Source organism: Croceicoccus bisphenolivorans (assembly GCF_001634625.1).
Lineage (GTDB): Bacteria > Pseudomonadota > Alphaproteobacteria > Sphingomonadales > Sphingomonadaceae > Croceicoccus > Croceicoccus bisphenolivorans.
In genome coordinates, this window is the sequence record NZ_LRSE01000004.1 from 57690 (window position 1) to 70224 (window position 12535).

Here is a 12535-nt window from a genome sequence, read left to right on the forward strand (position 1 = left end):
GCTGCCCTTTCCCGAAGCGAACGATCAGCTGTGTATCAACCGATATGTCCGAATACGCCTATTTTTAGAATCAATTCCAGATAATATCCGGGACTGTCAATCTCTTCGTGATTCCTTCGTAGGATAGCGTTGTCGCCGGATTGACCGGATAAATATGAGATCCCTATAATATTTTCCAAGTGACAGTACGAGAGGATGCGTCAGCCCATGTCCGAACATTCACCTGAGCCGATCAAGGTGGGCATGGTCGTGCCGTTTTCGGGCCTTCCCGCGCTGCGCGAAAACGGTGTTCGCATCCATGCCGGCACAGCGGCATGGATCAATGTCTACAACGCGCGTTGCGAACGGCGCGATCGCCAGATCGATCTTCTGGTTGAGGACAATGGCTACGATATCGAAATCACTGCCAGGGCCATCCGCAAGCTGAACGAGGAAGACGGCGTCGTTGCTTTGCTCAACACCAACGGTACGCCGCAGCTGACTGCTGCCTTGCCCTATCTTGAACAGGAAGCTTTGCCGCTACTGCTTCCTTTCGCGGGCGACAAGCAGTGGTACGATCCGGTGCGTCGGGGCTTGTTCGGCGTGCAGCCGCCGTTCAACGAATCCGGTTACTTACTGGGGCAGTGGGCGGCTGAAGAGGGGCATTGCAAGGTCGTTGTATTCCATCCCGACTATCCGGAAATCTCGGTTGAAATGGCGGAGCTTGCGCAGCAAGGGTACCACGCGGTCGGCCTTGCCGGTGGCAGCGTTGTGCCGGTCTGTGTGCCGCTGGGTTCGACAGATGGGGAGGCGCTTGCGGACGCGATCATGGCGCATGATCCCGATGCCGTGATTGTGCTCGTCAACTGGCCCGAACTGACTGCGGCGATGGCCGTGTTGAAAGAGCGCGGCGTGCGCCTGTCGCTCTATTCATGGGCCGCAAACGTGACGCGCCAGATCGCGGAAATCGGCGAGGGCCTTCTGGAAGGCATGAAGGGCCATGCCGCCCCCATCCTTGCACCGGATGCCGATGCCCCCGTCGCAGCGCTCTACCGCGAGGCATTGGCGCAATATTTCCCCGAACAAGTGCCCGATGTCCTGTCCATGACTGCTTTTGCACACGCCAGGATCTTCACCGATGTCATTGAACGCATCGACGGCCCGATCACACGCGAAAGCCTGGTGGCAGCGTTCGAGACCGCGGGCGAGATTGACGCCGACATCCTTCCGCCTGTCCGCTTTTCGGAAGACCGGCACATGGGAGCCACCGCCATCCAGCCTATGTTGATAAGCGATGGCAAATGGCAGCCGTGCGGAGAGCCGTCGCCGCTGCCTTACGATCGGCCAAAGGTTACCGCGTCGGCTTGAGGTCCGGCTCGCGTACACCCAGCATCCGCATGGTCAGATCGATGAACTCGTCAATCACGTCCGGACCGGCCGTACCGTCGATCTGCTGACGGATCGCGGTCATCAGAACGCTGTGTATGGCATCGACTTCGAATGCCGTACCCCTGATGTCGAAAAGACCGCTTGCTATCCCCCGGTCCAACATCCCGCTGCCCTGGCTTTTGAGCAGCTCCCGTAACCGGGGCACTGCTGCATGGGTCGCCAGCATCGCCCTTGCCCAGCGGGGATCCTCGACAACGAACTCGAAGAATGATCGCAGCGCCAGCAGCATGCGTTTCAGGAACTCAGGTTCGCCCTGCTCGACCTCATAGACCCGGCGCAGGATTTGCGCTGCCGGCTCTATGATCGCGGCGTCGATGATCGCGTCCTTGTTCCTGAAATACAGGTAGAACGTGGCGTTCGAGACCTTGGCGGTTTTGGTGATGAGGAGGATCGAGGTGGCTTCGTAGCCAATATGCCCCAGTTCTCTGATCGTCGCGTCGATCAGTTTGGCTCTGGTCCGTTCCCCCTTGCGCGTAACCTGTTCGATAGTGTCGCTCTGCCCTGCAAGGTGCATCTGTTTTGGCAACGATATTGCGCTGTTTGATTAACAGGCCTCTGCCATCGGGGCAAGCTGGCCGGCTGTGTCCTCAGTGCGATCGCCCGGCACGTGTGATGCCCGTACTGCAGGTGGCGATTGCGGAGAAGTGAGCCGGATGGCTGACACGGAAAGGCGCCAGATCTTCTTGGGCATTCCGTGTTCGGCAGCGGCAACCGGACCCCTCCCAAGAAAGAACGAGGCAGCCGTGTCTGGCGTTTGAGTGATTGTAAAGGTGGTACGGACGGCGGGACTCGAACCCGCACGATCAAAGATCAGGGGATTTTAAGTCCCCGGCGTCTACCATTCCGCCACGTCCGCCCATTGCCTGGCAACAAGTGTCGCGCACGATCAGGGCCGCGCACCACTAGGCAAGCGCTGGGCGGTTCGCAATCTTCGAATTTTCGCGAGGCGAGATCGCTCAGTCGGCGTTGAGCCGATCGCGCATATCCTTGCCGGCCTTGAAATACGGGACGCGCTTGCTTGGCACGTCGACCGTTGTGCCGGTACGCGGATTGCGACCGGTGCGTGCCGCGCGTTCGCGCGTAGAAAACGCGCCGAAGCCGCGCAGTTCTACCCGACCGCCGTTCGCCAGCCTTTCGGCAATGGCGTCGAAGAAGCAGGAAACAACCGCTTCCACTTCTTCCGGACGCAGTTCCGGGTTTTCCTCGGCCAGAGCCTGAACCAATTCCGATCTAATCATGCCTACCCCGCCTGCCGTAGAGCGCGACCCCCTTCGACAGCTATCGCCGAGCGCACGGCGATATCCCTTGGCAGAACCTTCCGTCCCCTGATGGAACTGCCACTGGTTTCGAATGCGTGCGCTTGTCCAAAACGCAGTTGTCCGAAAGCTGTTGCAGAGTGTGCCACCGGCACCCGCGCCATGCAATAACTATTGCAAATGATGTGATTTTGGGACGGTTCCGCGAAATCGGGTGATCGTCGCCCGATTGTCATGAAACCGCGCTGCGGGCCAGCAGATCGGCAAGATCGAGATCGAGGAGCCGGATCCGTTCGGCCACTGCGGGCCATTCCTCGGTCAGGAACTGCTTGCGTTCCGTATCTACCAGTCGCCCCCGCGCTCCGGGAACCACGGCAATCCCGATACCGCGACGCACTTCCAGCAGCCCGTCATCCTGAAACTGCTGGTACGCCTTGGCGACGGTAAGCGGGTTTGCACCCTGTTCGGCGGCAAAGGCGCGAACGGAGGGGAGCAATTCGCCTTCGGCATAGCGCCCGTCGATGATCGCCGCCGCGATCTCGTCGCGAAGGCGCAGATAGACGGGGCGTGTCGCCTGTGTTCCGGTAGGGCGCGGCATGGGTGGTCTAGTGCCATAATACAGCGGGTCAGGTCAAGGATTCGCGACCTGTCTGGCGCGGCGCGAAATTGGTCACAAATGTAACAAACCACTTCACATGACGGGTTTCTGCGTTAAGTCTTCGCAGCTTGCGGGGACAGCCAGGAGCGATCGAGCAGATGAAAGACATGAGCCTGTGGAACGAAGGCGACTGGATCGCCGCGATCGCAGCGGTCGCCCTGTTCGCCGTGCTGGCCATCGGTGGCGGCATCGCGCTTCGGCGAAGCGAAGAAGTGCTGGGCCATCCACGCGGCCTTTTCGTGCTGTTCTATGCAGAGATGTGGGAGCGTTTTTCCTATTACGGGATGCGCGCCCTGTTGATTCTCTACCTCACGAAATTCTGGCTGTTCAACGACGGCAAGGCGAACCTGATCTACGGCGCCTATACCTCGTTGGTCTACATCACACCGGTGCTGGGCGGCTATCTGGCAGACCGCTGGCTGGGGCAGCGCAAGGCCGTGCTGTTCGGCGGTATAGTGCTCGCTTTCGGGCACTTGTTCATGGCTTACGAAGGGATGCAGGGGGCGACCGATCCCACGGTGAAGCAGGCCGATTTCGCGATCAACGTGTTCTGGCTGGCGCTGGCGCTGATCATCGTCGGCTCCGGTTTCCTGAAGGCCAACATCTCGGTCATCGTCGGCCAGCTCTACCGGCTGACCGACACGCGCCGCGATGCGGCCTACACCATTTTCTACATGGGCGTGAACGTCGGTGCGGCGCTGGGCACCATCCTTGTAGGCTATTTGGGAGAGACGATCGGCTGGTCGTGGGGCTTCGGGCTTGCCGGCATCGGGATGGTTGCGGGGCTGATCATTTTCGTCATCGGCAAGCCGGCGCTGAAGGGGCAGGGCGAGCCGCCGGCGGTCCTGACAAGAACGAAGGAGATGCGTCTCTACGCCGTGGGTATCGCATCGGTCGCGGTGATCTGGGGCCTGATCCAGTATCAGGACGTGATCCAGACACTGCTGATCATCACCGGCGTCGGCATGTTGGCATTTACCCTTTACGAGGCGTTCAAGCTGCCCAAAGAGCCGCGCGAACGCATCTTCGCCATCCTGTTCCTGATCGCGCTGAACCCCGTGTTCTGGGGCCTGTTCGAACAGGCGGGCGGGTCGCTATCGCTCTACACCGACAAGTTTGTGGATCGCGGCGGCGTGCCGACCTCGCTGTTCCAATCGATCAACCCGATCTACATCGTGATCTTCGCGCCGTTGTTCGCAGCACTCTGGCAATTTCTCGGCAAGCGTGGGCTCGAACCGTCGACTCCGGCCAAGTTCGCCATCGCCCTGTTTCAGGTAGGCGCGGGTTTCCTTGTCTTCACATGGGGAGCGGGCACCGGGAATCCGGCGGTGATGACAAGCGTTGTTTTCGTTTTCCTGATCTATCTGCTGCATACGACCGGCGAACTCTGTCTGTCGCCTGTGGGTGTATCGGCCATGACCCGGCTGGCACCGCTGCATCTGGGCAGTTTCATCATGGGCGCGTGGTTCTACATGACTGCGGTCGGTAACTTCGTCGCGGGCAAGATCGGCGAGGCGACCGGCGGCGAAAGCGGCGAGATGAGCAAGGAACTGACCCTGTCGATCTATGGCCAGATCGGTTGGTGGACGATCGGCATCGGCGTGGTGGTGCTTTTGCTCAGCCCCATCGTGAAGCGTTGGATGCATCTGGATACGCTGGAAGATCGGGAGATCGCCGGCACGGAGGAACTTGGCGAGCCGCAGGCGGCGGGGATTCATCCGGGGCGGGGGTGATGGCTGCTAGAGGGGATGCCTTGCGCAAAACCTTCAGCGGACGGCAGTGCGTCCGCTCGCTCGTGGTGGCATTGATTGTCGGTTCGATCCTGAACGCCATCAATCAGGGCGACAAAATCGCGGCATTGGACGGGATCGTATGGTGGCGCGTCACGCTTACGTTCGTAGTTCCGTTCTGCGTCGCGAGTTACGGCGCATACTCGGCATTTCGTAACGGTTGAACCGACGGCTCAGGCCCGCGCTTCCTCCACACCGGCGCTGTTGTGACGCAAAGCCTTCAGCACGGTATCGACGATGTGCGGCGCGTTGAGGCCCGCCTCGTCGTACTGCTTTTCGGGCGCATCATGGTCCTGGAACACATCGGGCAGGCGCATGGTGCGGATCTTCAGGCCCGCATCCAGCAGGCCCTCGTCACTCGCCATAGTCAGGACATGCGCGCCAAGGCCGCCGATCGACGCTTCCTCGACCGTGACCAGAACTTCGTGGCTGGCCGCCAGTTTGCGGATCATATCCTCGTCCAGCGGCTTGGCGAAGCGCAAGTCGGCGACGGTGGTCGACAGGCCTTTGGCTTCCAGCTGGTCGGCGGCCTTCAACGCCTCTGCAAGGCGGGTGCCGAGCGATAGGATGGCGACTTTCGTCCCTTCGCGCACGATGCGGCCCTTGCCGATTTCCAGCTGCTGCGGCGTTTCGGGCAGCGGAACGCCGGTGCCCGCGCCGCGCGGATAGCGAAAGGCGATCGGTCCGCTGTCGTGCAGGGCAGCGGTATAAGTCATGTGGACCAGTTCCGCCTCGTCAGCTGCGGCCATCACGACCATGTTGGGCAGCGTGGCAAGGTAGGTCACGTCGAAGGAACCGGCATGCGTTGCTCCATCCGCACCGACCAGTCCCGCACGGTCGATCGCGAAGCGCACCGGCAGGTTCTGGATCGCAACGTCATGCACCACCTGATCGAAGGCGCGCTGCAGGAAGGTGGAGTAGATCGCCGCGAACGGCCGCATTCCCTGTGCCGCCAGCCCTGCCGCGAACGTAACCGCGTGCTGTTCGGCGATGCCGACGTCGAAGCTCCGCTCGGGATGTGCCTTCGCGAAACGGTCTACCCCCGTTCCGCCCGGCATGGCGGCGGTGATGGCGCAGATCGTTTTGTCGGTTTTGGCCAGTTTCGCCAGCGTGTCGCCGAAGACGTTCTGGTAGTTCGGCGGTCCGCCGCTCGACTTTTTCTGTTCGCCGGTGATGACATCGAACTTGGCGACGCCGTGATACTTGTCCGCCGATTCCTCGGCCGGGGCATAGCCCTTGCCCTTGGTCGTCACGACATGGATCAGGCACGGCCCTTCGGCGGCATCGCGCACGTTTTCCAGTACCGGGATCAGCGCGTCGAGATCGTGCCCGTCGATCGGACCGACGTAGTAGAAGCCCAGTTCCTCGAACAATGTGCCGCCCATGGCCATGCCGCGGGCGAACTCGTCCGTCTTGCGCGCGGCATTGTGCAACGGGCGCGGCAGCTTCCGCGCAAATTTCTTCGCCAGTTCGCGCAGGCCAAGGAACTGCCCGCTGGAAACCAGACGCGCGAGATAGGACGACAGCCCGCCGACCGGCGGCGCGATCGACATGTCGTTGTCGTTCAGGATGACGATCAGGCGGTTTCCGGCAGCTTCGGCGTTGTTCATCGCCTCGTACGCCATTCCCGCGCTCATCGCGCCGTCGCCGATGACGGCGATGCCCTTGCCGGCCTTGCCCGACAGCTTATTGGCGATGGCAAAGCCCAGCGCCGCGCTGATCGAGGTGGACGAGTGCGCCGTGCCGAAAGCGTCGTATTCGCTCTCGCTCCGCTTGGTGAAGCCCGACAACCCGCCGCCCTGGCGCAGGGTGCGGATACGGTCGCGCCTGCCGGTCAGGATCTTGTGGGGATAGGCCTGATGCCCAACGTCCCACACCAGGCGATCCGTGGGCGTGTCAAAGACATAGTGGATCGCCGTAGTCAATTCGACGACGCCAAGGCCGGAGCCGAGGTGTCCGCCCGTCTGCCCGACGGCGGAGATCATCTCGGAACGCAATTCGTCCGAAAGCTGCCGCAATTGGGAGCGGTCCAGCTTGCGAAGGTCCTCTGGCGTGTCGACGGTATCTAGAAGCGGTGTGGCCGGATTGGCAGTCATACCTCTGCCTTAGCGATATGGAACGTCCATGTCGAACGGGGAAAAGCCATGTTTCCTCACGCGGGCCTGAAGTCCATCGCCACGCCGTTCATGCAATAGCGCTTGCCGGTGGGTGGCGGCCCGTCGTCGAAGACATGGCCAAGATGCCCGCCGCAGTTGGCGCAGTGCACCTCTGTTCGCGGATAGCCGAGCTTGTAGTCCGTCGACGTGCCGACCCCGCCCTTCAGCGGCGCATAGAAACTGGGCCAGCCCGTGCGCGAATCGAATTTCGTGCGAGAGGAGAACAGCGGATGCGCGCAACCTGCACAGAGGAACGTGCCCTTGCGCTTTTCCTTGTCGAGCGGAGAGGTAAAGGCCCGTTCGGTGCCCGCTTCGCGCAAGATGCGGTATTCCTGCGATGTCAGGCGGGCGCGCCATTGATCGTCCGTCAGGCTGAACGGATAGGCCTTTCCCTTCGCCTCGCCCTTCGCGCAGGCCGAAAACAGCGGCAGCGCGGCACCGGCGGCGAGAAATTCCAGCACTGTCCTTCGTGAAAGCTGTCCCATGCAAAAAGCCCTAACCAACCGCCACTGAGGCTGCGATGAACGGCCAACGCATGACAGGTTAGGCCGGTTTCCGATCTCTATCCGAACCCTTGCGCAGCTTGCCCAGCCAGCCCGAACGCGTAACCGCAGGTCCCGACTTCATCACCGTCTTTCGGAACAGGGTCGAACCGCCCTTGATGATGAGCGCGACGCACAGCACCTGCCAGATGAGCGCACCCACGTGGGGCAGCAAGTCGGGCACGACGGCAGCGCGTGCCAGCATCGCGTAAGGCGAGGTGAGCGGGAAGAAGATCGCGCCAAGCTCGATCGGCTCTCCCATCGCGCCAAGCGAATAGCTGGCGAAGAAGAAGACCAATAACTGAAGCATCGTCGCCGGCATCGACAGCGTCTGAACCTCCCGAACCGTGGCCGCGAGCCCGCCGATGGTGAGGAACAGGGAGCCGAGGAGGAGATAGGCGAACGAGAAATAGACGAGGCCCAGCAACACGAACATCGGCCAGCCGACGGCAGGCGCGGCGAAAGTGGGGATGCCGCCACCCAGCATCATGATGGTAAGGCCCACCGCGCCCCAGACTGAGAGGCCGACAAGGCTGACGCCAAGCATGGCGATCAGCTTGCCATAGAACACCGCATCCATCGGCACGGCGGCGGCCAGCACCTCGATGATCTTGTTCGCCTTTTCCTCCACCATGTTGGACATGACCATGCCCGCCAGCAGCATGGTGAGCAGGAAGAGCAGCGTCTGCGATGCCTGTGCCGTGCGGATGCGTTTGCGCGCGGTGTCGGCCCGCGCGCTGACCGTTTTGTCCATGGTGACGGTGGGCAGCTGCGTGGCGCCCCCCCGTTGCGCCTCTGCAGCGATCAACGCGACCGGTCCTTCCCACATGTCGACGGTGCCGCCCGGGCCTGTCAGCTTCGGTTGGTCGAGCGTTCCGGTCAGCAGCGCGACTACGGGGCTGCCGTCCTTGGCGCGGTTGAGCGCGGAACGGGCAAGGATTTTCTCACCCGGCTTGAGGCGGATGACCACATAGGTATCGGGCAGATGCGCCACCGATCCGGCCAACCTGTCACGCGCGGCGAGGAAGGCGTCGGTTTCGCCCGATTCCATCGCGATGCCCAGTGTCGGCTTGCTGATCTTGCCGCTCACGCTCGCCCCGATGCCGCCGGCCATGGCGACGACGAATACGGGGAACAGCGGGCCGAGGAGGAAAAAGATGAACGAGCGGCTGAACAGAATCGCGCCGAAATCGCGCCGGGCAATCACGAAGATCGAACGCCAGAAGCGGCGCGCCCCGTCCGCCAGAGAAGGCTTGCTGGTGAGGGTGCTCATGCGGCCACTCCTTCGGCGTCCTGTTCAAGCGCGCGTGCCGCCGCTTCGCCCGCAATCGCGACGAATGCATCGTGCAGGCCGGCACGTTCGATCGAAAGGGCCTCGATCCCCGCATGCCCTTCGACCAGGGCGGTAAGCAGCGGCTCGACCTCTCCGGTCAGGCTGAAATCGAACAGCGCGCCGCCGGTCGCCTTGATCTGCGGTTCCGTGCCGGGGGGCAGGGCGGCTCGCCACGGGCCGTCGACGTTGCGGGTTTCGAGGTGGACCTGCGGCGGCAAACGGTCGCGCGCGGTGGAAACGAGGCCGTGGAACGGTACCTTGCCGCCCGCGATGATGGCGATCCGTTCGCACAGCCGTTCGGCATGGGCCAGCACGTGGGTGGAAAAGATCACGGTGGTGCCGTTTTCGGCCAGACCGCGCAGCATCTTTTCCAGCCGCCCCTGGCTGATCGCGTCGAGGCCGGAAAACGGTTCGTCGAAAATCACGAGGTCGGGCGAATGGACCAGCGTTGCCAGCAATTGCACCGTCTGCGCCTGTCCCTTGGACATCTGGCGGATCTGCCGGTCCGCGATATGGCCGAACCCGTGTTCTTCCAGCAGTTCGCGCCCGCGTTTGCGCCCCTGCGCGCGTGGCAATCCGCGCAGCGCGCCGACAAAGGCGATGGCGTCGACCGCTTTCATCGCCGGGTACAGCCCGCGCTCTTCGGGCAGGTATCCGATGCGGTTGGCGATGGCGTGCGGGTTTTCGCTTCCCAGCACGCGGCGGGTGCCACTGTCGGGATCGATGATGCCAAGCAGCATGCGCAGCGTCGTCGTCTTGCCCGCGCCGTTGGGACCAAGGATGCCGAAGATCGATCCGGCGGGCACGGCAAGGTCCACGCCGTCCACCGCGATGGTGCCGTCGAAACGTTTCACCAGATCGCGCGCCTCTATCGCCAGCGGGCCGGTCGGCGTGGCGTCAACGGGATCGGCAAATGCGAATTGCGATGAATCAGGGGTTTCTGTCATGTCCATGTGCACTTACATTCGTCCCCCGATGCCCGACAATCCCGCAAGAACCGGTTAACGCTCATGCCCGATATGACCGGTGATGTCCTGCCTGAATTACGGAATAGATTGATCGCGCAGGCGAAATCGGAAGGATTCGTCGCGGTCGGGATTACAGGTGCGGGGCCGGACAAGGCAAGGTCGGCCGGTCTGAACACATGGCTGGAAAGCGGTCATCAGGGCAGCATGGAATGGATGACCGACCGCGCGGACCAGCGCGCCGCGCCGCAGACTTTGTGGCCGGAGGCGAAGAGCGTGATCGCCCTCGGCATGAGCTATGCACCCGGCCATGATCCGCTGGCGCTGGCCGAGCATGGCGATGTCGGGCGCATTTCGGTCTATGCACAGGGCCGCGATTACCACGACGTAGTGAAAAAGGCGCTGAAGCGGGTGGCCCGCTGGCTGGTAGAGGAAGCGGAGGCGGCCGGGATCGAGGCGGGCGTGAAGGTCTTCGTCGATACCGCGCCGGTCATGGAAAAACCGCTGGGACAGGCGGCTGGCATCGGCTGGCAGGGCAAGCATTCCAACCTCGTCAGCCGGGAACATGGTTCGTGGCTGTTCCTTGGCGCGATCTACACCACGCTGGACCTGCCGGCGGGCGAAACCCATGCCGACCGCTGCGGATCGTGCACGCGCTGCCTCGATGCCTGTCCCACCGATGCGTTTCCCACGCCGCGTGTCGTGGATGCACGGCGGTGCATTTCCTACCTCACGATCGAGCACAAGGGCCCGATACCGCCCGAATTTCGCGAGGCTATGGGCAACCGCATCTACGGCTGCGACGATTGCCTAGCCGTCTGCCCGTGGAACAGCTTCGCGCAAAGCGCGGCGGCGAACCGCGCGTTCCTGCCGCGTGCGGAACTGGTGGCGCCGCGTCTGGACGAATTGCTGGCGCTTGACGATGCGGGCTTCCGCTCGTTGTTCTCCGGATCGCCGATCAAGCGGATCGGGCGGAACCGGTTCGTGCGCAATTGCCTGATCGCGGCGGGCAACAGCGGCGACGGCAAACTCCTGAAAGCCGTGGAGCCGCTGCGGGCCGATGCCGATCCGGTGGTGGCGGAGGCGGCCGATTGGGCCGCCTCCCGCCTTGCGGGCGTTACGCCGTCGCCATTTCCTTGAGGGCAAGGCTGTCATCGGCCAGCACGTCGCGATCGATCACCGCGCGTCCTTCGACCAGTTTCTTGCCCTGCACGTAGTCCTTCACCTTGTTAACGCAGTCGAGCGCGATGACGCGCCCTTCCTTGAGGTAGATGACGGAGAAGCTGCGCGCAGCCGGATCGCCGCGCAGGACCGTATCGTCATGTCCGATCGACAGGCCGACGGTCTGCAGCTTGAGATCATACTGGTTGGACCAGAACCACGGCGTCGCCTTGTACGGGTTTTTCTCGCCGCAGATCGCTTGCGCCACGGTCTTGGCCTGGTCGTTGGCGTTCTGCACGGATTCGAGGCGGATGACCGCACCGTCGGCGAAATCGTTGGCATGGGCCGCGCAGTCGCCGATCGCATAGACATCGTCCAGCGTCGTGCGGCAATATTCGTCGACATCCACGCCATTGGCACCGGCAGCCCCGGCAACGATCAGCGGGCCGATGCTGGGCACGATGCCGATGCCCACGATCACCATGTCGGCGGGCAGGACATTGCCGTCGGCAAGGCGCACGCCGGTGACTTTCTCGCCGTCGCCTTCGATACAGTCGACGCCGGTTTCCAGCCGCAGGTCCACACCGTGTTCGCGGTGTTCCTTTTCGTAGAAGCGGGAAAGCTCTTCACCCGCCACGCGGGCCAACACGCGGTCCAGCATCTCGACCAGCACGACATCAAGACCGAGTTTGCGCAGCACCGCTGCCGCTTCGAGGCCGATGTAGCCGCCACCGATGATGACGGCCTTTTTCGCGCCGCCATCGATTTCGGCCATCATCCGGTCTGCATCTGCGCGGGTGCGCACGGAATGGACGCCGACAAGGTCGGCACCGCCGCATGACAGTCGCCGGGCATCGCCGCCCGCTGCCCAGACGAGGTGGGTGTAGCCAAGCTTCTCACCGTTCGACAGCGTGGCTTCCTTAGCCTGCGCATCGATTTCGATGACCGATGTGCCGAGGGCGAGGTTGATGTCCTTTTCCGCCCAGAACTGCGGCGGACGGATGTAGATCCGTTCGAATTCCTTTTCGCGGGCGAGGTATTCCTTGGACAATGGCGGCCGTTCGTAAGGCGGTTCGCTTTCGCGCCCGACCATCGTCACACTGCCTTCGAAACCCTGTTGCCGCAGGGCCAACGCCACGGCGGCACCGCCGTGTCCGGCACCCACGATCAACACGTCCACATGTTCCATCGGACTCTCCCATCCAGTCGCCGTGGGTGCGCTAAAGCCCGAGTGGCGCAGGTTCAA

The 12535-nt window shown here is 62.7% G+C and carries 12 protein-coding genes and 1 tRNA gene; 4 read left to right on the forward strand and 9 right to left on the reverse strand.

Annotation, left to right across the window (positions count from 1 at the left end; translation table 11 throughout):
* Positions 1-207 precede the first annotated feature (207 nt).
* Complete coding sequence (locus A7A77_RS05105) at positions 208-1347, forward strand: ABC transporter substrate-binding protein (protein WP_066554714.1); 1140 nt, start codon at positions 208-210, stop codon at positions 1345-1347.
* Here the strand turns inward: A7A77_RS05105 and A7A77_RS05110 are convergent.
* The 4 genes from A7A77_RS05110 to A7A77_RS05125 form a co-directional block, all read right to left on the reverse strand.
* Entirely contained in the window at positions 1331-1954 is a 624-nt protein-coding gene (locus A7A77_RS05110; protein WP_156500436.1) for a TetR/AcrR family transcriptional regulator, read from the reverse strand. The two genes, A7A77_RS05105 and A7A77_RS05110, sit on opposite strands and share 17 nt — an antisense overlap.
* 245 nt (positions 1955-2199) lie before the next feature.
* Positions 2200-2284, reverse strand: a tRNA-Leu gene (locus tag A7A77_RS05115).
* A 100-nt stretch (positions 2285-2384) separates the two neighbouring features.
* The gene (locus A7A77_RS05120; RefSeq protein WP_066554721.1) at positions 2385-2666 is read right to left on the reverse strand and encodes an integration host factor subunit beta; all 282 of its coding nucleotides are present in this window, start codon (positions 2664-2666) and stop codon (positions 2385-2387) included.
* Positions 2667-2916: 250 nt separating this feature from the next.
* Complete coding sequence (locus A7A77_RS05125; RefSeq protein WP_066554723.1) at positions 2917-3282, reverse strand: GntR family transcriptional regulator; 366 nt, start codon at positions 3280-3282, stop codon at positions 2917-2919.
* A 158-nt stretch (positions 3283-3440) separates the two neighbouring features.
* Between A7A77_RS05125 and A7A77_RS05130 the strand changes: the two genes are divergently transcribed.
* Together A7A77_RS05130 and nrtS are read left to right on the forward strand one after the other, a co-directional pair.
* Positions 3441-5075 (forward strand): peptide MFS transporter, encoded by a 1635-nt coding sequence (locus A7A77_RS05130; RefSeq protein ID WP_066554726.1) that lies wholly within the window; start codon positions 3441-3443, stop codon positions 5073-5075.
* A gap of 20 nt (positions 5076-5095) precedes the next feature.
* Complete coding sequence (nrtS, locus tag A7A77_RS05135) at positions 5096-5296, forward strand: nitrate/nitrite transporter NrtS (RefSeq protein WP_216635549.1); 201 nt, start codon at positions 5096-5098, stop codon at positions 5294-5296.
* A gap of 9 nt (positions 5297-5305) precedes the next feature.
* On the opposite strand, the gene dxs is transcribed toward nrtS, so the two are convergent.
* From dxs to A7A77_RS05155, 4 genes are read right to left on the reverse strand one after another with little or no spacing between them, the layout of a single operon-like run.
* Positions 5306-7228: a 1-deoxy-D-xylulose-5-phosphate synthase gene (gene dxs, locus A7A77_RS05140; protein ID WP_066554730.1), complete on the reverse strand. Its 1923-nt coding sequence runs from the start codon at positions 7226-7228 to the stop codon at positions 5306-5308.
* 56 nt (positions 7229-7284) lie between these two features.
* Entirely contained in the window at positions 7285-7773 is a 489-nt protein-coding gene (msrB, locus tag A7A77_RS05145; RefSeq protein WP_066554731.1) for a peptide-methionine (R)-S-oxide reductase MsrB, read from the reverse strand.
* 58 nt (positions 7774-7831) lie between these two features.
* The gene (locus A7A77_RS05150) at positions 7832-9103 is read right to left on the reverse strand and encodes an ABC transporter permease (protein WP_066554734.1); all 1272 of its coding nucleotides are present in this window, start codon (positions 9101-9103) and stop codon (positions 7832-7834) included.
* A complete protein-coding gene (locus tag A7A77_RS05155) occupies positions 9100-10110 on the reverse strand; it encodes an ABC transporter ATP-binding protein (protein WP_066555437.1) in 1011 nt (336 codons plus the stop codon). The genes A7A77_RS05150 and A7A77_RS05155 overlap by 4 nt, the downstream gene beginning before the upstream one ends.
* 72 nt (positions 10111-10182) lie before the next feature.
* On the opposite strand from A7A77_RS05155, the gene queG reads away from it, so the two are divergent.
* On the forward strand, positions 10183-11268 hold the full coding sequence (gene queG, locus A7A77_RS05160) for a tRNA epoxyqueuosine(34) reductase QueG (protein WP_082835948.1): 1086 nt from the start codon (positions 10183-10185) through the stop codon (positions 11266-11268).
* Here the strand turns inward: queG and A7A77_RS05165 are convergent.
* Positions 11246-12478, reverse strand: a complete 1233-nt coding sequence (locus tag A7A77_RS05165; protein WP_066554739.1) for an NAD(P)/FAD-dependent oxidoreductase — start codon at positions 12476-12478, stop codon at positions 11246-11248. The two genes, queG and A7A77_RS05165, sit on opposite strands and share 23 nt — an antisense overlap.
* Positions 12479-12535: the final 57 nt, after the last annotated feature.

What these genes read in the sequence shown, in the direction of transcription:
- A7A77_RS05105 (WP_066554714.1), top strand. Translation starts at nt 208, where the DNA reads ATGTCCGAACATTCACCTGAGCCGATCAAGGTGGGCATGGTCGTGCCG.
- A7A77_RS05120 (WP_066554721.1), bottom strand. Translation starts at nt 2,666, where the DNA reads ATGATTAGATCGGAATTGGTTCAGGCTCTGGCCGAGGAAAACCCGGAA.
- A7A77_RS05125 (WP_066554723.1), bottom strand. Translation starts at nt 3,282, where the DNA reads ATGCCGCGCCCTACCGGAACACAGGCGACACGCCCCGTCTATCTGCGC.
- A7A77_RS05130 (WP_066554726.1), top strand. Translation starts at nt 3,441, where the DNA reads ATGAAAGACATGAGCCTGTGGAACGAAGGCGACTGGATCGCCGCGATC.
- dxs (WP_066554730.1), bottom strand. Translation starts at nt 7,228, where the DNA reads ATGACTGCCAATCCGGCCACACCGCTTCTAGATACCGTCGACACGCCA.
- msrB (WP_066554731.1), bottom strand. Translation starts at nt 7,773, where the DNA reads ATGGGACAGCTTTCACGAAGGACAGTGCTGGAATTTCTCGCCGCCGGT.
- A7A77_RS05150 (WP_066554734.1), bottom strand. Translation starts at nt 9,103, where the DNA reads ATGAGCACCCTCACCAGCAAGCCTTCTCTGGCGGACGGGGCGCGCCGC.
- A7A77_RS05155 (WP_066555437.1), bottom strand. Translation starts at nt 10,110, where the DNA reads ATGACAGAAACCCCTGATTCATCGCAATTCGCATTTGCCGATCCCGTT.
- queG (WP_082835948.1), top strand. Translation starts at nt 10,183, where the DNA reads ATGACCGGTGATGTCCTGCCTGAATTACGGAATAGATTGATCGCGCAG.
- A7A77_RS05165 (WP_066554739.1), bottom strand. Translation starts at nt 12,478, where the DNA reads ATGGAACATGTGGACGTGTTGATCGTGGGTGCCGGACACGGCGGTGCC.